Annotated in this window: 20 protein-coding genes; 2 read left to right on the top strand and 18 right to left on the bottom strand. The window is 62.9% G+C overall.

Going from position 1 to position 18,793, the window contains the following annotated elements:
- The 17 genes from T8A63_RS06015 to T8A63_RS05935 form a co-directional block, all read right to left on the bottom strand.
- On the bottom strand, positions 1–945 hold the full coding sequence (locus T8A63_RS06015) for a hypothetical protein (RefSeq protein WP_322345270.1): 945 nt from the start codon (positions 943–945) through the stop codon (positions 1–3).
- Positions 946–1,039: 94 nt separating this feature from the next.
- Complete coding sequence (locus T8A63_RS06010; protein WP_322345269.1) at positions 1,040–2,191, bottom strand: NADH-quinone oxidoreductase subunit E; 1,152 nt, start codon at positions 2,189–2,191, stop codon at positions 1,040–1,042.
- Positions 2,192–2,270: 79 nt separating this feature from the next.
- Entirely contained in the window at positions 2,271–3,515 is a 1,245-nt protein-coding gene (locus T8A63_RS06005; protein ID WP_300051993.1) for an NADH-quinone oxidoreductase subunit D, read from the bottom strand.
- The gene (locus tag T8A63_RS06000) at positions 3,515–3,688 is read right to left on the bottom strand and encodes a hypothetical protein (RefSeq protein WP_162931847.1); all 174 of its coding nucleotides are present in this window, start codon (positions 3,686–3,688) and stop codon (positions 3,515–3,517) included. The genes T8A63_RS06005 and T8A63_RS06000 overlap by 1 nt, the downstream gene beginning before the upstream one ends.
- Entirely contained in the window at positions 3,688–4,317 is a 630-nt protein-coding gene (locus T8A63_RS05995; protein ID WP_067625726.1) for an NADH-quinone oxidoreductase subunit C, read from the bottom strand. Before T8A63_RS05995 ends, T8A63_RS06000 begins: the two co-directional genes overlap by 1 nt.
- 100 nt (positions 4,318–4,417) lie before the next feature.
- Positions 4,418–5,032: a NuoB/complex I 20 kDa subunit family protein gene (locus T8A63_RS05990; protein ID WP_236627345.1), complete on the bottom strand. Its 615-nt coding sequence runs from the start codon at positions 5,030–5,032 to the stop codon at positions 4,418–4,420.
- A complete protein-coding gene (locus T8A63_RS05985) occupies positions 5,023–5,388 on the bottom strand; it encodes an NADH-quinone oxidoreductase subunit A (RefSeq protein ID WP_067263411.1) in 366 nt (121 codons plus the stop codon). Before T8A63_RS05985 ends, T8A63_RS05990 begins: the two co-directional genes overlap by 10 nt.
- A 162-nt stretch (positions 5,389–5,550) precedes the next feature.
- Positions 5,551–6,333: a crotonase/enoyl-CoA hydratase family protein gene (locus T8A63_RS05980; protein WP_322345268.1), complete on the bottom strand. Its 783-nt coding sequence runs from the start codon at positions 6,331–6,333 to the stop codon at positions 5,551–5,553.
- Between the two features lies 1 nt (position 6,334).
- A complete protein-coding gene (locus tag T8A63_RS05975) occupies positions 6,335–7,189 on the bottom strand; it encodes a hydroxymethylglutaryl-CoA lyase (protein WP_120351329.1) in 855 nt (284 codons plus the stop codon).
- A 31-nt stretch (positions 7,190–7,220) separates the two neighbouring features.
- Entirely contained in the window at positions 7,221–7,889 is a 669-nt protein-coding gene (locus T8A63_RS05970; protein WP_132444510.1) for a glutathione S-transferase family protein, read from the bottom strand.
- On the bottom strand, positions 7,886–9,826 hold the full coding sequence (locus T8A63_RS05965; RefSeq protein ID WP_322345267.1) for an acetyl/propionyl/methylcrotonyl-CoA carboxylase subunit alpha: 1,941 nt from the start codon (positions 9,824–9,826) through the stop codon (positions 7,886–7,888). The genes T8A63_RS05970 and T8A63_RS05965 overlap by 4 nt, the downstream gene beginning before the upstream one ends.
- A 79-nt stretch (positions 9,827–9,905) precedes the next feature.
- Complete coding sequence (locus tag T8A63_RS05960; protein WP_067625712.1) at positions 9,906–11,510, bottom strand: carboxyl transferase domain-containing protein; 1,605 nt, start codon at positions 11,508–11,510, stop codon at positions 9,906–9,908.
- Positions 11,507–13,009 (bottom strand): AMP-binding protein, encoded by a 1,503-nt coding sequence (locus T8A63_RS05955; protein WP_322345266.1) that lies wholly within the window; start codon positions 13,007–13,009, stop codon positions 11,507–11,509. Before T8A63_RS05955 ends, T8A63_RS05960 begins: the two co-directional genes overlap by 4 nt.
- Position 13,010: 1 nt before the next feature.
- On the bottom strand, positions 13,011–13,727 hold the full coding sequence (locus T8A63_RS05950) for a flavodoxin family protein (protein ID WP_322345265.1): 717 nt from the start codon (positions 13,725–13,727) through the stop codon (positions 13,011–13,013).
- Positions 13,720–14,121, bottom strand: coding sequence for a DUF1622 domain-containing protein (locus T8A63_RS05945; RefSeq protein WP_067625701.1), 402 nt, complete (start codon positions 14,119–14,121; stop codon positions 13,720–13,722). Before T8A63_RS05945 ends, T8A63_RS05950 begins: the two co-directional genes overlap by 8 nt.
- A 42-nt stretch (positions 14,122–14,163) precedes the next feature.
- Complete coding sequence (locus T8A63_RS05940; RefSeq protein ID WP_067625694.1) at positions 14,164–14,649, bottom strand: lysozyme inhibitor LprI family protein; 486 nt, start codon at positions 14,647–14,649, stop codon at positions 14,164–14,166.
- Positions 14,649–15,809 (bottom strand): isovaleryl-CoA dehydrogenase, encoded by a 1,161-nt coding sequence (locus T8A63_RS05935; RefSeq protein WP_067625692.1) that lies wholly within the window; start codon positions 15,807–15,809, stop codon positions 14,649–14,651. The genes T8A63_RS05940 and T8A63_RS05935 overlap by 1 nt, the downstream gene beginning before the upstream one ends.
- Before the next feature lie 143 nt (positions 15,810–15,952).
- Between T8A63_RS05935 and T8A63_RS05930 the strand changes: the two genes are divergently transcribed.
- A complete protein-coding gene (locus T8A63_RS05930) occupies positions 15,953–16,429 on the top strand; it encodes a pyridoxamine 5'-phosphate oxidase family protein (protein ID WP_322345264.1) in 477 nt (158 codons plus the stop codon).
- 196 nt (positions 16,430–16,625) lie between these two features.
- Here the strand turns inward: T8A63_RS05930 and T8A63_RS05920 are convergent, their stop codons facing one another.
- Positions 16,626–17,300: an HAD-IIIA family hydrolase gene (locus T8A63_RS05920; protein WP_322345263.1), complete on the bottom strand. Its 675-nt coding sequence runs from the start codon at positions 17,298–17,300 to the stop codon at positions 16,626–16,628.
- 138 nt (positions 17,301–17,438) lie between these two features.
- Between T8A63_RS05920 and glmU the strand changes: the two genes are divergently transcribed.
- Positions 17,439–18,791 (top strand): bifunctional UDP-N-acetylglucosamine diphosphorylase/glucosamine-1-phosphate N-acetyltransferase GlmU, encoded by a 1,353-nt coding sequence (glmU, locus tag T8A63_RS05915; RefSeq protein ID WP_322345262.1) that lies wholly within the window; start codon positions 17,439–17,441, stop codon positions 18,789–18,791.
- The last annotated feature ends 2 nt before the right edge of the window (positions 18,792–18,793 follow it).

Raw genomic sequence — 18,793 nt, 5'->3', positions numbered from 1 at the left:
TCAGCCCTCGGTCTTGCCGTCATTGGCAAAGGCTTTGGCTTGACCGATCCAATCGTCGCGCCGGATACGGCCCTTGAAACGCAGGCGGGAATCGACCCAGTCGATCTCATCCCCCTGAAGGGCTGCGATCTGATCGAAATGGAAGATGCCCAGTTCATTCAGGGTCTGTTCCAACTTCGGCCCGATGCCGCCAATCCGCTTGAGGTCATCTACCCCGCCCGCACGCGGCGCGTCGAGCAGCGCGGGTTTGCCATCGGTAGAATGGCTATCGGTCGCGGGCACTGGTGCAGGCTCGGCCTTCGCAGGTTCGGCGGGCGCTTCGACGACCTCTTGCGGGGTCTTCACAACAGCGGGCGCCTCTTCGGCCTCGATGACCTGTTCTGGTGCCGCTTCGACGGCAGCGGTATCGGCCACGGGCGCTGTCGGCTCCTGAAGCGGTGTTTCCTTAGAAGGCGCGGAAGGGGTTTCGACGGCCTCCTTCGGGGGCGTCACTACAGCAACTGCTTCTTCCGCCTTGGCGACCTGTTCCGGTGCCGCCTCAACGGCAGCAGTATCGGCCACGGGCGCTGTCGGCTCCTGTGGCGGTGTTTCTTCAGCGGGTTCAACCGGCGCGCTTGCCTTGCGCGCCGCCCCGATCCCGGCGTCCCCCGCGGGGACTGAACCCACAGCAGAAGAAACGCTTCCCGATGCCGTTGAAGCCCCTGCGACCGATGCAGCCGCCGCGCTGCGCGTGCTGTCTTGGGGGGCAGCGGCGGGCACGTCTTTGCACAGCAGGGTCAGCGCCAGATAGCCCACGATCACCGCCACCAGCACACCGGCCACGATCGACATCAACAGCCCCCAGATGCCGAAGGCCAGCAATAGGAATGCCACCAGCAAACCGGCACCGGCACCCAGCCACCAACAGCGCTTGGTGCAGGCCTCTCGTTCCGAAATATCCGTCATGACTGTCCTTCTCTCCCTTAATGCGGGCGATGCGGCTTATGGCTTTGCGGGGTGGTAATGGTGCCATCCTTGGCCCGTTGTGAAATCTCCGTCTTTAGTCTTTGGCGAGGCGCGCGGCCTGCTCTGCCCAATTGTCGCGGCTGACGCGACCTTTGAATCCTTCGAGGTTCTGATCAACCCAAGCGACCTCTTCTGGGCCCCACTGGGCGATCTGGTCAAAGTGGTAAAAGCCCATGCCGTTCAGCATCTGCTCCAGCTTCGGGCCGACGCCTTTGATCTTTTTCAGGTCGTCCGCACCGCCCTCACGCGGGGCGTCCAACTGGGCGGGCTTTTGGCCAGGCGTCGCGGGGGCGCTGGTCTCGGCCTTTGCCGCATCGGGACTCTCGCCCTTGGGGTCGCGTTTGGAGCGTGGTTTGCTCTTTGACGTGGCTTCGGCTTCTTGTTCGGTGACGCCGGTTTTGTCGGTGGCCTCGCCCTCGGCGGGACGCGGCTCTTCGGCTTCGACCTCTTCCACCGTTTCAGGCTGCGGCGCCTCGGGCTGGTTTTGCCACGGGGTCAGCAGCGGCACTTCGGTGCCGTCGATGCGCTTGACGGTATCACCGATGTCCACCGCAGCCTGCGCGCTGGCATTGTATTGCGTGCGCCCGCTTTCGTGGTCCGTGAGGCTGGTCAACCCGCCCAAAGGCTCTGACGCATAGCGCCCGTTCTGCGGGCCGGGCACCGGCACGCGCCCATCGCTCAACTCATCAAGGATTTCATTGAGCCGCGCGGTGGTCAGGTCTTCGTAATAGTCTTTGCCGATCTGTGCCATGGGCGCATTGGAACAGGCGCCAAGGCATTCGACCTCTTCCCACGAAAAACGCCCATCCGCTGACAGCTCATGGGGTTTGTTGGCGATGCGCTCTTTGCAAACAGCGACCAAATCCTCGGCCCCACAGATCATGCAGGATGTGGTGCCGCAAACTTGGATATGTGCCACAGAACCAACGGGTTGCAGCTGGAACATAAAGTAGAAAGTCGCCACTTCCAGCCCGCGGATATAGGCCATGCCCAGCATTTCCGAGACATGCTCGATCGCCGGACGGGTCAGCCAGCCCTCTTGTTCCTGCGCGCGCCACAGCAGTGGAATGATCGCGCTGGCCTGACGGCCTTCGGGGTATTTGGTGATCTGCGCTTCGGCCCATTCTTGGTTGGCGGGCGTGAAGGCAAAACTGTCGGGCTGGTCAGGGTGTAGACGGCGGAGCATTAGTTCGAACCTATGGTCAGGCGGAGGCCAATCGTGCCCCCGGCGTAAATTTCTTCAAAACGGGGTGACGCAAGCAGCATCACCGGTCGATCTCTCCAAAGACGACGTCCATGGTGCCGATGATCGCGGCCACATCGGCAAGCTGGTGGCCGCTGGCCACATGATCCATCGCTTGCAGGTGCAAGAACCCCGGCGCGCGGATTTTGGCGCGGTAGGGTTTGTTCGAGCCATCTGCCACGAGGTAGACGCCAAATTCACCCTTCGGCGCTTCGACGGCGCAGTAAACCTCGCCCTCGGGCACGTGGAAACCTTCGGTGTAAAGCTTGAAGTGGTGGATCAGGCTTTCCATATCGGTCTTCATCGCGGTGCGCGATGGCGGGGTGATCTTGCCACGGGCAAGGATGTCGCCCTGCCCTTCGGGGGCGCGCAGTTTTTCGATCGCCTGCTGGATGATGTGGGTCGACTGGCGCATCTCTTCCATGCGGCAGAGGTAACGGTCAAAGCAGTCGCCGTTCTTGCCCACGGGGATTTGGAAGTCGAATTCGTCATAGCATTCATAGGGTTGCGAACGCCGCAGATCCCACGCCAGCCCCGAGCCGCGCACCATGACGCCGCTAAAGCCGTAATCGAGAATTTCCTGCTCGGAGACGATGCCGATGTCGACGTTCCGCTGTTTAAAGATCCGGTTCTCGGTCAGCAGCTCGTCGATATCGACCATGAATTTGGTCAGGAATTGCGCGCACCATGTTTCGATATCGTCGAGCAGCGCTGGCGGCAGGTCTTGGTGGACACCACCGGGACGGAAGTAGGCCGCGTGCAAACGCGCGCCACAGGCCCGCTCGTAAAAGATCATCAGGCTTTCGCGCTCTTCAAAACCCCAGAGCGGCGGCGTCAGCGCGCCCACGTCGAGCGCCTGCGTGGTGATGTTGAGAAGGTGGTTCAGGATGCGGCCAATCTCGCAGAACAGCACCCGGATCAGCGAGGCGCGGCGCGGCACCACGGTGCCGGTCAGCTTTTCGATGGCCAGACACCAAGCGTGCTCTTGGTTCATCGGGGCCACGTAATCAAGCCGGTCGAAATACGGCAGGTTTTGCAGATAGGTGCGGCTCTCCATCAGCTTTTCGGTGCCACGGTGCAGCAGACCGATATGCGGATCGCACCGCTCTACAACCTCGCCGTCAAGCTCAAGCACCAGACGCAGAACACCGTGTGCGGCAGGGTGTTGCGGGCCGAAGTTGATGTTGAAGTTACGGATCTTCTGTTCGCCGGACTCAAAGTCGGTCGACCCGTCGTCAAAGGCTTTTGTGCGAATGTCGCCGTCCATTACCGTTTCTCCAGTTCTTGCAGCTTCATGCCCATCCACCACAGCAAGGCGATCGTGCCCAGCGGGATCAGACAGGCCGCCGCCCAGTATTTATTAATGCCAAAGAACGGCAGCAGCTTGACCATTGGAATGGCCGTCAGCGCCGAGAGGATCAGCCAGCCCAGCCCGCCCATTACTTCGCGTCCTTGCTCACATTGCCATCGGGCGCGGACCTGTCATCGCCGGGCAGAATGTAATCGGCCCCTTCCCAAGGCGACATGAAATCGAACTGGCGGTATTCCTGCACAAGGCTCACCGGTTCATAGACCACGCGCTTGGCGGCTTCGTCATAGCGCACTTCGGTATAGCCCGTCGTCGGGAAGTCCTTGCGCAGCGGGTGGCCGCGAAAGCCATAGTCGGTCAGGATGCGGCGCAGGTCCGGGTGACCGGAAAACAGGATGCCGAACATGTCGAAGACTTCACGCTCGAACCAATCGGCACTGGGGTGAACGCCGGTGATCGAGGGCACCATATCCTTTTCACGCGCGGTGGCACGCAGGCGGATGCGGTGGTTTTGGTACATCGACAGGAAGTGATACACCACGTCGAACCGTTTCGCACGGCCCGGATAATCCACCGCCGTGATATCGACCAAAGTCGAGAAACGGCAGGTCGGGTCGCCTTTGAGGAACTCAACAAGGCCCGCGATATTTGCCAGTGCCACGGACATGTTCAACTCACCCTTGGTGACATCCCATCCCAGCACACAATCGGGCCGCTTGGCTTCGATATAGGCCCCAAGTTCCTGCAGTTGTTCGCTCATCGCAAATCTTCCTTCCACGCGCCGATCAACGCCATCTCACTGTCCCGCGCCTTTGGCGCATCGTCCTTTTGCCTGCCCCGATCCGGCGCAGGCCCTTGTCTTAGCGCACAATTGTCCCGGTGCGGCGGATTTTACGCTGCAACTGGAGGATACCATAGAGCAGCGCCTCTGCCGTGGGCGGGCAACCAGGCACATAGACATCAACCGGCACGATCCGGTCACAGCCGCGCACGACCGAGTAGCTGTAGTGGTAGTAGCCGCCACCATTGGCACAGGAGCCCATCGAGATCACATAGCGCGGCTCTGGCATCTGGTCGTAGACCTTGCGCAGCGCCGGGGCCATCTTGTTGGTCAGCGTCCCCGCGACGATCATCAGGTCCGACTGGCGCGGAGAGGCGCGCGGTGCGGTGCCGAAACGCTCAAGGTCATAGCGCGGCATGGAGCTGTGCATCATCTCAACCGCGCAGCAGGCCAGACCAAAGGTCATCCAGTGCAAGCTGCCGGTACGCGCCCAGTTGATGATGTCTTCGGTAGAGGTCAGCAGGAAACCCTTGTCCTGCAACTCGGCATTCAGGCTCTGGGTCGCGAATTCAGGATCAGGCCCCGCACCGTATTGACCGTAGGCTGCTGGCGCAGAAGCACCGGATTTCACCCGCGGGCTTTGGTGGCCATCGCCCATCACCGGGGTGACCAGCGCGTCATCATTTACTGCCATTCCAGCGCTCCCTTCTTCCATTCATAGGCGAAGCCAGCCGTCAGCACGCCCAAGAACACCATCATCGACCAAAAGCCCACCATGCTCACCTCTTTAAAGGCCACGGCCCAAGGGAAGAGGAAGGCGATTTCGAGATCGAAGATGATGAAGAGGATCGACACCAGATAGAAACGCACGTCAAACTTCATCCGCGCGTCGTCAAAAGCGTTGAACCCGCACTCATAGGCCGAGACCTTTTCCGGGTCAGGATTGCGCACGGCCACGACCACGGCGGCGAGGATCAGCACAAGGCCAAGGCCAATCGCCACGGCCAGAAAAACGAGGATGGGCAGGTATTCCCGCAGCATGTCGTCCAAGGGGATGCTCCTTTCGCGGTGCGCGGCATGAGGCAAAGGCCAAAAGCCCGCGCAGACAAACTTGGAACGGGTTTAACTCTGCCCGTGGGTAGGGTCAACGGGCCAAGCCCGGTTAATGCCGCCCACGGGCCCGCAATAGAGCCATTTCGCCAAAGCCTTGAGCTAGACCACCCAGGCGGCTTTGCGCTTGTCGAAGAAGGCAGCGATTCCCTCGGCGGCTTCTTCGGTTTCCCAGCGTGCCGCGAGCGCGTCGATCGACATTTTCACCGCCTCTGGTGTGGCGATTCCACCCAAGTCCTGCGCCAGCTTCTTGGCCGCCGCAACGGCACCCGGCGCGCAGGAGAGATAGGGCACGACTTCGGCCTCAATCGCCGCGTCGAGCTCGTCGGCCGGAACGGCGCGGGCGAGCAGCCCCAGATCGACCGCCTCCGCCGCGCCAAAAAGCCGCGCCGACATGAAGACGCGGCGCGCGCGCCCCTCGCCCATCCGCGCCAAAACGTATGGCCCGATCGTCGCCGGGATGATGCCCAGCCGGGCTTCGGTGAACCCCATCTTGAGCGTATCGACCCCCACGGCCACGTCACAAACCGAAGCCATGCCGACCCCGCCGCCAAAGGCATTGCCCTGCAACTTCCCGATCACCGGCTTCGGCAGCGCATTGAGCGCGCCCAGCATCGTCGCCAGCTTGCCCGCCTCGACCGAGCGTGTCACGCCATCCATATCCGCCTGATCGCGCATCCAGCCCAGATCGCCGCCCGCGCAAAAGGATTTGCCCGCCCCGGTCAGCACCACCACACGCACCGCATCGTCGGCGGCCAGTTTACCCGCCGCATCCGTCAGGTCCGCCAGCATCTGCGCGGACATCGCATTGTGCTTTTCAGGACGGTTCAGGGTGAGCGTCGTCACCCCGCGCGCGTCGGTTTCGATCGTCAAAGTCTCGTACATGTCAGCCTCGCATTGCCCGCGCCATTTCAGCGGCTTCCAGCACCACCGCCTGATCGACGCCGGTGTCATAGCCAAGCGCCGTCAGATGTTCGTTCACCGCCTCGGTGGCGACATTGCCCGCCGCGCCGGGCGCATAGGGGCAACCGCCCAAGCCGCCCACTGCCGCGTCAAAAACCCGCAGCCCCATCGACAGCGAGGCGTCGATATTGGCCATCGCCCGCCCGTGCGTGTCATGGTAGTGCCCCGCCAGCCGCCCTGCCGGCACCACGTCCCGCACCGAAAGCAGCATCCGCGCGATGCTGTCGGGCGTGCCCGCGCCGATGGTGTCGCCCAAGGAAATCTCGTAACAGCCCATCGCAAAGAGCCTGTCGGCCACCCGCGCCACCGCGCCGGGGTCGACCTTACCGTCATAGGGGCATTCCACCACGCAGGAGACATAGCCCCGCACCGGCATGTCCACATGCCGCGCCTCTTCAAGGATCGGGGCAAACCGCTCAAACGCCTCTTCGATGCTGGCGTTGATGTTCTTCTGGCTAAAGCCTTCCGAGGCCGAGGCGAAGATGGCGATCTCATCCGCCTTTGCGGCCAGCGCATCCTCATAGCCGCGCATGTTCGGCGTCAGTGCGGCATAGCGCACGCCCTCGGCCCGTGTGATTCCCGCCAGTACCTCGCCCGACCCGGCCATTTGCGGCACCCATTTCGGGCTGACGAAACTGGCGCATTCGATGCGGGCAAAGCCTGCGGCGCTCAGCTTGTCCACCAGCGCGACCTTTTCGGCCACGGGAATCTCGCGTTTTTCGTTCTGCAGACCGTCCCGCGGGCCGACCTCGAAAATCTCACATGGTCCAAGGCTCATTGGCCGCTCTCCTTCCCTGAATGGGCCACGGTCACTCAATCGGCCATGGCGCGTAGAAATCCTCCTCGTAAAGCTTTGCCCCATCGGGCAAGGCCTGTGCGAAGCTGTCACGTTCCGTGATCCGTTCATACCACGCCGCGACCGAGGGGTGGTCATCCAATTTCACGAAATGCCGCGCCATATAGACCGCTTGGCCCACCGAGATATCGGCGGCCGAAAAGCCAGAGGTCAACAAGTAGTCGCGGTTCTCCAGCGGTGTCGAGAGCCGCGCCTCCAGCGCATCATAGCATTTCCCGATCCGCGCGGCTTCGAGCTTCATCACGATGGGGCTGCGCATGGAATCGTCGCGCAGGGCGATGTGCTGCTGGGTCAGCGCCGCGGTGTGCTGGCTGACGGTTTCCGCAAAATGCACCCAGACCAGCCAAGCCATCCGGTCGGGGCTACCCACAGAGCGGCCCATGCGGTCGGGGCTGTAGCGTTCGCAAAGATACTGCGTGATCGCGCCAGTCTCGAACATGCGCTCTCCATCGATTTCCAGCGCCGGAACCCGCCCCGCGGGCGAGAGGATTAGATATTCCGGGTCGCGCAGGCTTCGGTCGAAGGCATGAACCTTGACCTGAAACTCCACATCGTCGAGTTCGTGCAGCAGCCAGAGTGTGCGCATCGAGCGGGTCTGGGGGCAGTGGTGCAGCGTAATCATGCGTCTTCCTCGGCTTCCAGCCGCACCAACGCGGCACCGGCTTCGACCTGATCACCGGGCTGTGCCAGCACCTCGGCCACCACGCCGTCGCGTGCGGCGAGCAACGAATGCTCCATCTTCATCGCCTCTAGCACCGCCAGACGGTCGCCTTTGGCAACGCTTTGGCCAACCTCGGCGTCGATGGCACGGACCAGACCGGGCATCGGGGCCTCAACGATGTTGCCATCGCCGTGGGCTGCGGCGGCCCGCGCCAGCGGATCGATCACATCAAAGGCGATGCCATAGGCGTCAAAGACCGTGACCACGTCGCCAGCAACCGAGACCGCCGGCGCGACATGGCCGTCGATCTTCCAGCGTCCGCCAATGCGCTCGGCGCGCAGCTCGTGATCGGCCACGGTCCAAAGCTGCATGTCCTCGGACAGCACACGCACCTTCAGCAAATGCTCTTCGCCATCATGACCCAGCATCACCTGCCGCCGCAGAGGTCGCCAGAGGTTGAACCCGGCCTCTGCCTGCGGCTGATCCAACCCGAGCGCCGCCATCCCCGCCAGCGCGAAATGCCGCCCCGGCACCTCTGGCTGCGCGGTCAGCGCGTCGATATCCCGCGCGATCAGCCCGGTATCCACGTCGCCCTTGGCAAAGCCTTCATGCCCCGCCAGTGCGCCGAGGAAGGCGAGGTTGGTGACCGTGCCGCCCACCTCGCAGCCCTTGAGTGCCGCGCGCAGGCGCGACAGTGCCACGTCGCGTGTAGGCCCGTGCACGATGACCTTGGCGATCATCGGGTCATAAAAGGGGCTGATCGTGTCGCCCGCCCGCACACCGCTGTCCGCGCGGGTCTGGGGCGTGAAGGACAGATGCGTCAGCGTGCCGGTGGCGGGCAGAAACCCCTTCGGCACATCCTCGGCATAGAGCCGCGCCTCAAAGGCGTGGCCGCTGATGCTGAGGTCTTCCTGCGCCCTTGGCAGGGCCTCGCCCGCTGCCACGCGCAGCTGCCATTCCACCAGATCGATCCCGGTCACCAGTTCGGTCACCGGATGCTCCACCTGCAGGCGCGTGTTCATCTCCATGAAGAAGAACCCGTCGGTCGAGAGCCCACCGGAGCCGTCGACGATGAATTCCACCGTCCCTGCCCCGGCATAGCCGATCGCTTCGGCTGCGCGCACCGCCGCTTGGCCCATGGCCGCGCGCATATCTTCTGTCATGCCCGGCGCGGGCGCCTCCTCGATCACCTTTTGGTGGCGGCGCTGCAGCGAACAGTCTCGTTCGAACAGATGCACCGCTCGGGTGCCGTCGCCAAAGACCTGCACCTCGATATGGCGCGGCTTAGTCACGAACTTCTCGACCAATACATCCGGGTTGCCAAAGGCGGTCTTGGCCTCCGAGCGTGCCGAGTCGAGCGCCGCCTGAAAGCCCTTGGGCTCCTCGACCAGTCGCATGCCTTTGCCACCGCCGCCCGCGACGGCCTTGATCAACACCGGGTAGCCGATCTTCTCGGCTTCCTCGGCCAAAAGCGCATCGTCCTGATCCGCCCCGTGGTAGCCCGGCACGACGGGCACGCCCGCCTCGACCATCAGCGCCTTGGCGGCGTCCTTGAGGCCCATGGCCCGGATCGCCTTGGCCGACGGCCCGATGAAGGTGAGCCCCGCGGCCGCGACCGCCTCCACGAAATCGGGGTTCTCGCTCAGAAACCCGTAGCCCGGATGGATCGCCTGCGCGCCGGTATCCAGCGCGGCTTGAATGATCACATCGCCCTTCAGATAACTCTCAGCCGGGGCCGAGCCGCCAATATGCACGGCGGCATCCGCCATCGCCACGTGTTTCGCGCCCGCATCGGCATCCGAGTACACCGCCACGCAGCGCACCCCCATGGCTTGTGCGGTTTCCATCACCCGGCAAGCAATCTCACCCCGGTTCGCAATCAGGATCGTGTCAAACATGCCCTACCCTTTTCATCTCTTTCTGACTCCGAATATGTTGTGGGATCGCGGAGGGGTGCCCCCCCGCTTCGCGCCACAATCACATCCGGAACAAACCAAATTTCGTCGGCTCAATCGGCGCGTTTAGGCTGGCCGAAAGGCTCAGGTAAAGCACATCGCGGCTCTTGCGCGGATCGATGATCCCGTCGTCCCACAGCCTTGCAGAGGCATAGAGCGGATGGCTCTGTTTCTCGAACATATCGATCGTCGGCTGTTTGAAGGCGGTCTCTTCCTCCTCGGTCCAGGTGTCGCCCGCCCGCTCAATCGCGTCGCGTTTGACGGTGGCCAACACGCCCGCCGCCTGAGCGCCCCCCATGACCGAGATGCGGCTGTTGGGCCAAGACCACAGGAACCGCGGACGGTATGCCCGGCCCGACATGCCGTAGTTGCCCGCCCCGAAGGAGCCGCCGACCAGCATGGTGATCTTGGGCACATTGGTGGTGGCCACCGCCGTCACCATCTTAGCGCCGTGGCGCGCGATGCCCTCGTTTTCGTATTTGCGGCCGACCATGAAGCCGGTGATGTTCTGTAGGAAGACCAGCGGGATGTTACGCTGGCTGCAAAGCTCCACGAAATGCGCGCCCTTCTGGGCGGCTTCGGAAAACAGCACGCCGTTGTTGGCGATGATGCCGATGGGGCAGCCTTTGACATGGGCAAAGCCGCAGACCAGCGTCTCGCCAAAGCGGGATTTGAACTCGTCAAAGCGGCTGCCGTCGACGAGCCGCATGATGACCTCGCGGATGTCATAGGGCGTGCGCAGATCGGCTGGCACGACGCCCAGCATCTCGGCGGGGTCGTAGGCAGGCTCTTCGGGGCTGGCCCAATCGACGGTTGTCGGTTTGGTCTTGTTGAGCTGGCCCACCGCGCGGCGGGCCAGCGCCAAAGCATGCGCGTCGTCTTCGGCCAGATAGTCTGCCACGCCCGACAACCGCGTGTGCACGTCGCCACCACCGAGGTCTTCGGCGCTGACCACCTCGCCCGTCGCCGCCTTCACCAGCGGCGGACCAGCGAGGAAGATCGTGCCCTGCTCCTTCACGATGATGGTCACATCCGACATCGCGGGCACGTAGGCGCCGCCAGCGGTGCAAGAGCCCATCACCACGGCGATCTGGGCGATCCCCTTGGCGCTCATCCGCGCCTGATTGTAGAAAATCGCGCCGAAATGGTCGCGGTCGGGAAAGACTTCATCCTGGTTCGGCAGATTGGCCCCGCCAGAGTCCACCAGATAGATGCAGGGCAGATGGTTCGCCTCGGCGATCTCTTGCGCGCGGAGGTGTTTTTTCACCGTCATCGGGTAATAGGTGCCGCCCTTCACGGTGGCATCGTTGCAGACCACCATGACCTCATGGCCCTGCACCCGACCGATGCCCGCGATCACACCGGCGGCAGGGGCCGCACCGTCGTAAAGCCCATGTGCCGCTGTGGCCCCGATTTCCAGAAACGGGCTGCCGGGGTCGAGCAGGTTCGCCACCCGCTCTCTGGGGAGCATCTTGCCCCGGCTCTCATGCCGTGCACGGGATTTCTCGCCACCGCCGAGGGCCGCAGCCTCCGCCGCGTCACGCACTTCGCTCAGCGCCTTGAGATGGGCCATCTCATTAGCCTTATAGGCATCCGAGGATGGCAGGGCTTGGGATGTCAGTTTCATGTTACGTCCTCATTCTCTCGCGCCGCCAGACGCTTTAGTTCTTTGCGGATTACCTTGCCGGTGACGGTCATCGGCAGGTCCTCCACGAATGCGATCTCGCGCGGGTAGGAATAGCTTGCGAGCCGGTCCTTGACCCAATCTTGCAACTCCTTCGCCTCCACCTCAGCACCGGGTTTCAGCACCACATAGGCCTTCACGATCTCGGTCCTAAGCGCATCGGGTTTGCCGACCACGCCGCAGGTCGCGACAGCGCTATGGGTCAGCAGGCAATCCTCAATCTCCGCCGGGCCAATGCGGTAACCGGCGGAGGTGATCACGTCATCCTCGCGGCCCACAAAGCGCAGGTAGTCGCCCTCCCAGATGCCCCGGTCGCCGGTCAGCAGCCAGTCGCCGTGGAATTTGGCCGCCGTCTCCTCGGGCCGGTGCCAGTAGCGCAGCATCATTGAGGGCGCGCCTTTGCGCACCGCCACATCGCCTTCGGCATCGGTGGGGTGGCCGCCCTCATCCAGCACGGCGATCTCGAAACCGGGCACCGGCTTGCCGATGCAGCCCGGCTGCGCCGGGAAGTCACCCCCGCAGCTTGAGGCCACCATGTTGCATTCGGTCTGGCCGTAAAACTCGTTGATCTCCAGCCCGAAGGCTTTGCGACCCCATGCCAGCATCTCGGCGCCCAGAGGCTCGCCGCCACTGGCGACTGAACGCAGGCCGGGCAAGGATACATCCGCGGCTTTCAGCATGCGAAGCGCCGTGGGCGGGAAGAAGACGTTGCGCACCTCACCGCGCGAAATCACATCGGCGCAGCCTTCGACGGTGAACTTGGGCATCCGTGCGGCCACCACCGGCACGCCAAGTACCAGCGCAGGCATCGCTACGTCGAAGAGCCCGCCGATCCATGCCCAATCCGCGGGCGTCCAAAGGCAATCGCCGTCTTTCCCCAGATGATCATGACTGACCGAAACGCCCGGCAAATGGCCCGAGAGCACCCGATGCCCGTGCAGCGCGCCCTTGGGCGTGCCGGTGGTGCCGGAGGTGTAGATCAGCACGGCGGGGTCTTCGGGGCCGACATCGGCAAAGTCGACCGGGCCGCCTGCCGTGCCCACATCAGCCGCCATCCACGGGGAGGCCAGATCACCCAGCAGGTCCGCGCCTTCGGCATCGGTCAGCACAATCGCACAGCCTGCATCGCCAATCCGGCTGGCCAGCGCGTCACGTTTGAAAAGCTTGAACAGCGGCACAGAGATCGCGCCGATCTTCCAGATCGCCAGATGCGCCGCCGCGCACCATGGCGATTGACTAAGCAAGACACCCACGCGGTCACCGGGGGCCACTTCGGCCTTCAGCGCGCGGGCCAGCCCATCGACCATCTCATGCAGCGCGCCATAGCTCACGTCGCGGCGGGCCGCGCCGGTCAGATCAATGATCGCCAAGGCGTCATCGGGCCGCGCCAAACATTGCGCGGCCATGTTGCCCTGCCAGATCGGCCAATCGTCCTGTGTCATATCAGCTTCGATACTCCGGGTTTTCGAAATCAAACCGCGCGCCCGCGTCCCAAGCGTTGCGGTCATTGCCTTTTTGGGGATAGCCGCCGGCCGCTTTCAGCATGCGCGCCAAATGCATCGTGTTCCAAGTCATGATCGTGGTGTTGCGCTGCGTGAATTCGTTGTCGAACCCCGCGCGCTTGCCGTCCACATCATCGCCATAAGACGGCCCCGGCCCCGCCTCGCCAATCCAGCCGCAATCGGCCTGCGGCGGGATGGTGTAGCCAAGGTGGTTCATCGCAAAACCGGTAGTCATGGCGACATGTTTGATGCCGTCCTCATTGCCCGTCACCACCGAGCCGCCGACCTTGCCGTAAAAGACCGACTGACCCTTGTCGTTCAACTTGCCCGACATGGCATAAAGCCGCTCGATCAACACCCGACAGACACTGCTTTCCTCACCCAGCCAGAGCGGCGTGCCGATGATCAGGATGTCGGCGGCCAGCACTTTCTCCCAGAGCGCGGGCCAATCGTCCCGGTCCCAGCCGTGCTCGGTCATGTCCGGATAGACGCCCGGCGGCACTTGGTGGTCCAGCAGGTATAGGTGCTCGACGCTCACCCCCTGCGCCTCCATGATGCCCGCGCTGGCGTTCATCAGAAGTTGGGTATGGCTGTCGCCCGGTGTCTTTTTGAGCGAGCAGTTCACATAGAGTGCTTTGAGGTCGGAAAAGTCAGTCATCGCCAAGTTCCTTTTTCAATTGCTCCAACTCCCGGTCGAGGAAGAAAGAGGTGATGGAGCGGATAATGACCAGCATCAGCAGGAAGAGCAGGTCCGCAAACCGCAGGCTGATCGCGGTGTGGATCACGTCCGACACGATAAAAAGCTCCAACCCCGCAAGGATGTAGCGCCCCAGTTCGATGCGCTCGCGGTTGGTGCGGCGCACCCGCTCCGCGCCCTTTTTGGCGATCTCGGCAATCGTCACCCCGGTCAGGAAACGCGCCGCGCCGATCAGCAGCAGAATGATGGCCGCGATGTCGATGACCGCCGCGAGGATCTCGAACCCCTCAATCAGCCACGGCAGAAAATCGTGCATCACACCGCCTTCTGTCTCCAGTTCTATCAGGTTCTCCATCCTGATCCCTCCGTCCTGTCAGGCCGACACTTCGTGACGCGGTTAATAGGCCGCCCCCAGACGCAGAGCCTGTTCGGCCGTCATCTGCATCAGGCAGGCCAAGGTTGCAGGCCCGCCGCCCGTGCCACCGCCCCATTGGCTGCGTTCATAATCGCAGGCGGCATCGCGAAAGGTAATCCACGCGCGCTGCATGTCACGCAGGGCCTCGGCCTGAGAGGGCAATTCCGGCTGGTAGAGCGCCGCATCCTCATCGGCAGATTTGGACTGCACCATCCGCGCGCGGTAGTTCTCGTTCAGCAAGCCGTCCCAGAAGGTCAGCTCCGCGTCCAGACAGCCGCCCATGCCATAGGTCGAATAGCCGCCCGGCGCTTCCATGCAGAGGTTTGACGACAAGCCGATACAGGCGCGCTGGTCGGTGAACTCTTGCGCCCCGGCCAGACATTCTGCGGTGGCAGCGTCGGAATAGGTGATCTCTTGCGCGGCCACCGGCCCCGCAAGAAGCGCACAGGCCAGCAGCGCGGCGCGCATCACATGGCCCCCATCATCTCACGGCCCACCAACATGCGGCGGATTTCCGAGGTGCCCGCGCCGATCTCCATCAGCTTGGCATCGCGGAAGATGCGGCCCACGGGATTGTCGCTGAGATAGCCCGCGCCGCCCATCGCCTGCACCGCCTGATGCGCCTGCACCATCGCTTGTTCCGAGGCATAGAGGCAGCAAGCCGCCGCGTCCTGACGGGTCACATCGCCCCGGTCACAAGCCTGCGCCACGCTGTAGACATAGGCCCGGGCCGAGTTCATCGCGGTGTACATATCCGCCATCTTGCCCTGCATCAGTTGGAAATCCCCGATGCGCTGGCCGAACTGCTTGCGCTCGGCCATATAGGGCATGATCTCATCCAGACAGGCGGCCATGATGCCAAGGCCGATGCCCGCGAGCACGACGCGCTCGTAGTCGAGGCCCGACATCAGCACGCGCACGCCCTTGCCCTCTTCGCCGAGGATGTTCTCGAAGGGCACTTCGCAATCTTCAAAAATCAATTCGGCGGTGTTCGAGCCGCGCATGCCCAGCTTGTCGAAATGGTTCGAGGTGGTGAAGCCCTTCATCGACTTTTCAATCAGGAAGGCGGTGATCCCCTTCGAGCCCGCCTCGGGGTTGGTCTTGGCGTAAACCACCAGCGTCTCGGCATCGGGGCCATTGGTGATCCAGTATTTGTTGCCGTTCAGGCGGAAGTGATCGTTCCGCTTTTCGGCATTCAGCTTCATGCTCACCACGTCACTGCCCGCGCCCACTTCGGACATGGCCAACGCACCGACATGCTCGCCCGAGCAGAGTTTCGGCAAGAACTGCGCCTTTTGCTCTGGCGTGCCGTTCAGCTTGATCTGGTTCACGCAGAGGTTGGAATGCGCCCCGTAGGAAAGCGAGACCGAGGCCGAGGCGCGGGCGATCTCTTCGACCGCGACAGTGTGGGCGACGTAGCCAAGACCAGAGCCGCCGAACTCTTCTTCGACGGTCATGCCCAAGAGGCCCAGTTCGCCCATCTCGGTCCAAAGTTCAGGCGGGAATTCGTTCTTCGTGTCGATCTCGGCCGCCATCGGCTTGACGCGCTCCTGCGCCCAGCGGTGCACCATCTCACGCATGGCCGCGACGTCTTCTCCCAGATCAAACTGCATACTTGCGTTGAACACGGCTTCTCCCCCGATTTATTGAACGCTTGTTCATTACCTACCGCCCCGCCCGCTTTGCGTCAAGCGGCGCGATGTGGAACCGCGCTGCGCCGCGGCGGGTTGGCCCTGCGACCAAGGGAACACTACAACAAAGCGAGATGCAAATGAGCGATGATCTGAAAAAAGAGTTCTGGGACCGTCTGGACGACACCCGCGCCGGGATGCTGGCAACCAAGACCGCCCGTGCGATCCCGATGACCCACTACATCGACGAAGACGACCGTTCCGCCGTGCTCTGGTTTATCACCGCCAAAGGCACCGATTTGGCGAAGTCTGCCGAGGGCCGTGCCGCTGCGGAATATCTGATCGCCAGCAAGAACGAATCTCTTTGGGCACGGATCGACGGTCATGTCTCTGCCGTGACCAACCCGACTGAGTTGGACAAGATCTGGAACGCCATTGCGGGCGCGTGGTTCGAGGACGGCAAACAAGACCCCGATGTGCAACTGATCCGCTTCGACCTGACCGAAGCCGAGGTCTGGGCCACCGATGGCGGGTTCAAATTTCTCTATGAGATCGGCAAAGCCCAACTGACCGGCGAGAAACCCGATATGGGCAAACACGGCATGATCCGCTTCTAAACCTAGCCGCCCGAGGCCACGGTGAGGCAGGAATTCGCTCCCATTGACGTGGCGAATTCCTGTTCCAGTAAGGCCACCTCGGCGGGGGTCGTCCTGTACCGGTGCAACCGCCCGTGCCGTTTCACCTCCGACGCCTTCATCGCGCCTTCAGAGATCGGCTCGCGCTGCGCGAGACTGCCGGTGAAACGTTCTTCTGTCAGGCGGCCTTGCCGATCAACCGCTCGATGACCTCCGGCAGGTCGGCAAAATCGTCCAACAGGGCTTCGGGCTCCAGCGCTGCCATGTCCTCGCCCGAGGGGCCAAAAGTTACCAACACACAGGGCACCCCGGCGGCTTTAGCGGTTTTGCGGTCGGTGTCGCTGTCCCCGATCAACACGCATTGTGCCGGATCGCCGCCGGCACGCCGGGCGGTTTCGAACAGATGCTCGGGGTCGGGTTTACGCACGTCCAGACTATCAGCCCCCAGCATCCCGCCGAATGCATCCCGCACGCCAAGCCGGGTCAACAGCAACTCTGCCAAAGCCTCGGGTTTGTTGGTGCAGATCGCCACGCGGTAGCCTGCGGCCTTGAGCGCGGCCACTGCCTCCATCGCGCCGGGGTACATGATGGTATGGGTGTCGATGTCGCGCCCATAGGCTTCGAGCAGCATGGGATAGTATCGGTCGATCATCGCCGCATCATCGGCACGGCCCAGCTTTTGCATTCCGAGCGTCAGCATGGCTCGCCCGCCACGCAGCGCGGTGCCCGCATCCTCGGCATGAACCAGCACATCGCCCTCGCCCATGTCACGGAAACAGGCGTTGGCGGCGGCGATCAAATCGCCTGAGGTATCGGCCAAAGTGCCGTCGAGATCGAAAACGACTGTCTTCACTGGGTACTCCTTGGGCGGAACCCCGCCTTGCAAAATGGCATCGTGTTGCAGACCGCAATCTAGTTTGATGGGCCACAACCTTGCGCCTTTGTGCGAAGCGCGTAAAGAGAATGCAAGCTGAAGGACAAAGAGATTTACATGGAAACTGCACTGATCATCCTCGCCGCGGGCAAGGGGACACGGATGAACTCGGACCTGCCAAAGGTGCTGCACCGCGTCGCCTCCGCTCCCATGCTCGAACACGCCATGGCCGCAGGCGCCATGCTTGGCCCCCGCCATACGGTTGTGGTGGCGGGCCACGGGGCGGATCAGGTACGCGCGGCCGCGACCCACTTTGACGAGGATGCGCAGGTGGTCGAACAGACCGAACAGCTGGGCACGGCCCATGCGGTGGCACAGGCCCGCCCGGCGTTGGAAGGTTTCGACGGTATGGCGCTGGTGCTTTACGGCGACACGCCCTTCGTGCAGCCCGAGACATTGGAAAAGATGCAAGAAGCTTTGGCCACCCATGATGTGGTGGTGCTGGGGTTCGAAGCCGCCGACCCCGCCCGTTATGGCCGTCTGGTGGTGCAGGGCGACACCTTGAAGCGTATCGTTGAGTTCAAGGACGCCTCGCCCGAGGAACGCACCATTACCCTGTGCAATTCCGGCGTGGTGGCTTGCAAAGCCGAGCTTCTGTTCGATCTGATCGACAAAGTGGGCAACGACAACGCTTCCGAAGAATACTACCTCACCGACATCATCGGCCTTGCCCGCGCCGAAGGGCGCAGCGCCACCGTGGTCACCTGTACCGAGGCCGAGACGATGGGCGTGAACTCTCGCGGCGACCTCGCCCGGGCCGAGGCTGCGTTCCAAGCCCGCGCCCGCGCGCTGCTGATGGAAGACGGCGTAACCTTGGTCGCCCCCGAAACGGTCTTTCTATCCCGCGACACCTATATTGGCCGCGACACGGTGGTAGAACCCAACGTCGTCTTCGGCCCGAATGTGACCGTGGAATCCGGCAGCACGATCCGCGCCTTCTCGCATCTCGAAGGGTGCCATGTCTCACGCGGCGGCGTGGTCGGCCCCTACGCCCGCCTGCGCCCCGGCGCGGAATTGGCCGAAGATGTGCGCATCGGCAATTTCGTCGAAGTGAAGAACGCGCAGATCGCCGAAGGGGCCAAGGTCAACCACCTGAGCTATATCGGCGATGCCACCGTCGGCGCGCGGAGCAACATCGGGGCGGGCACGATCACCTGCAATTATGACGGTGTGATGAAACATCACACCACCATCGGCGCGGGCGCTTTCATCGGGTCGAACACCATGCTGGTGGCCCCGGTGACAATCGGCGAAGGCGCGATGACCGGCTCGGGTTCGGTCATCACTTCGGACGTGGAGCCAGAGGCGCTGGCCCTATCGCGCGCGCCGCAAATCGAAAAACCGGGCATGGCCCGCAAAATGTTCGAAATTTTAAAGGCCAAGAAGGCGAAAATGCAGAGGGGCAGCTAAAC

The organism is Sulfitobacter sp. OXR-159, assembly GCF_034377145.1.
Classification (GTDB): domain Bacteria; phylum Pseudomonadota; class Alphaproteobacteria; order Rhodobacterales; family Rhodobacteraceae; genus Sulfitobacter.
This window is presented reverse-complemented; position numbering and strand designations above follow the sequence as displayed.

What these genes read in the sequence shown, in the direction of transcription:
- T8A63_RS06015 (WP_322345270.1), bottom strand. Translation starts at nt 945, where the DNA reads ATGACGGATATTTCGGAACGAGAGGCCTGCACCAAGCGCTGTTGGTGG.
- T8A63_RS06010 (WP_322345269.1), bottom strand. Translation starts at nt 2,191, where the DNA reads ATGCTCCGCCGTCTACACCCTGACCAGCCCGACAGTTTTGCCTTCACG.
- T8A63_RS06005 (WP_300051993.1), bottom strand. Translation starts at nt 3,515, where the DNA reads ATGGACGGCGACATTCGCACAAAAGCCTTTGACGACGGGTCGACCGAC.
- T8A63_RS06000 (WP_162931847.1), bottom strand. Translation starts at nt 3,688, where the DNA reads ATGGGCGGGCTGGGCTGGCTGATCCTCTCGGCGCTGACGGCCATTCCA.
- T8A63_RS05995 (WP_067625726.1), bottom strand. Translation starts at nt 4,317, where the DNA reads ATGAGCGAACAACTGCAGGAACTTGGGGCCTATATCGAAGCCAAGCGG.
- T8A63_RS05990 (WP_236627345.1), bottom strand. Translation starts at nt 5,032, where the DNA reads ATGGCAGTAAATGATGACGCGCTGGTCACCCCGGTGATGGGCGATGGC.
- T8A63_RS05980 (WP_322345268.1), bottom strand. Translation starts at nt 6,333, where the DNA reads ATGTACGAGACTTTGACGATCGAAACCGACGCGCGCGGGGTGACGACG.
- T8A63_RS05975 (WP_120351329.1), bottom strand. Translation starts at nt 7,189, where the DNA reads ATGAGCCTTGGACCATGTGAGATTTTCGAGGTCGGCCCGCGGGACGGT.
- T8A63_RS05970 (WP_132444510.1), bottom strand. Translation starts at nt 7,889, where the DNA reads ATGATTACGCTGCACCACTGCCCCCAGACCCGCTCGATGCGCACACTC.
- T8A63_RS05965 (WP_322345267.1), bottom strand. Translation starts at nt 9,826, where the DNA reads ATGTTTGACACGATCCTGATTGCGAACCGGGGTGAGATTGCTTGCCGG.
- T8A63_RS05960 (WP_067625712.1), bottom strand. Translation starts at nt 11,510, where the DNA reads ATGAAACTGACATCCCAAGCCCTGCCATCCTCGGATGCCTATAAGGCT.
- T8A63_RS05955 (WP_322345266.1), bottom strand. Translation starts at nt 13,009, where the DNA reads ATGACACAGGACGATTGGCCGATCTGGCAGGGCAACATGGCCGCGCAA.
- T8A63_RS05950 (WP_322345265.1), bottom strand. Translation starts at nt 13,727, where the DNA reads ATGACTGACTTTTCCGACCTCAAAGCACTCTATGTGAACTGCTCGCTC.
- T8A63_RS05945 (WP_067625701.1), bottom strand. Translation starts at nt 14,121, where the DNA reads ATGGAGAACCTGATAGAACTGGAGACAGAAGGCGGTGTGATGCACGAT.
- T8A63_RS05940 (WP_067625694.1), bottom strand. Translation starts at nt 14,649, where the DNA reads ATGCGCGCCGCGCTGCTGGCCTGTGCGCTTCTTGCGGGGCCGGTGGCC.
- T8A63_RS05930 (WP_322345264.1), top strand. Translation starts at nt 15,953, where the DNA reads ATGAGCGATGATCTGAAAAAAGAGTTCTGGGACCGTCTGGACGACACC.
- glmU (WP_322345262.1), top strand. Translation starts at nt 17,439, where the DNA reads ATGGAAACTGCACTGATCATCCTCGCCGCGGGCAAGGGGACACGGATG.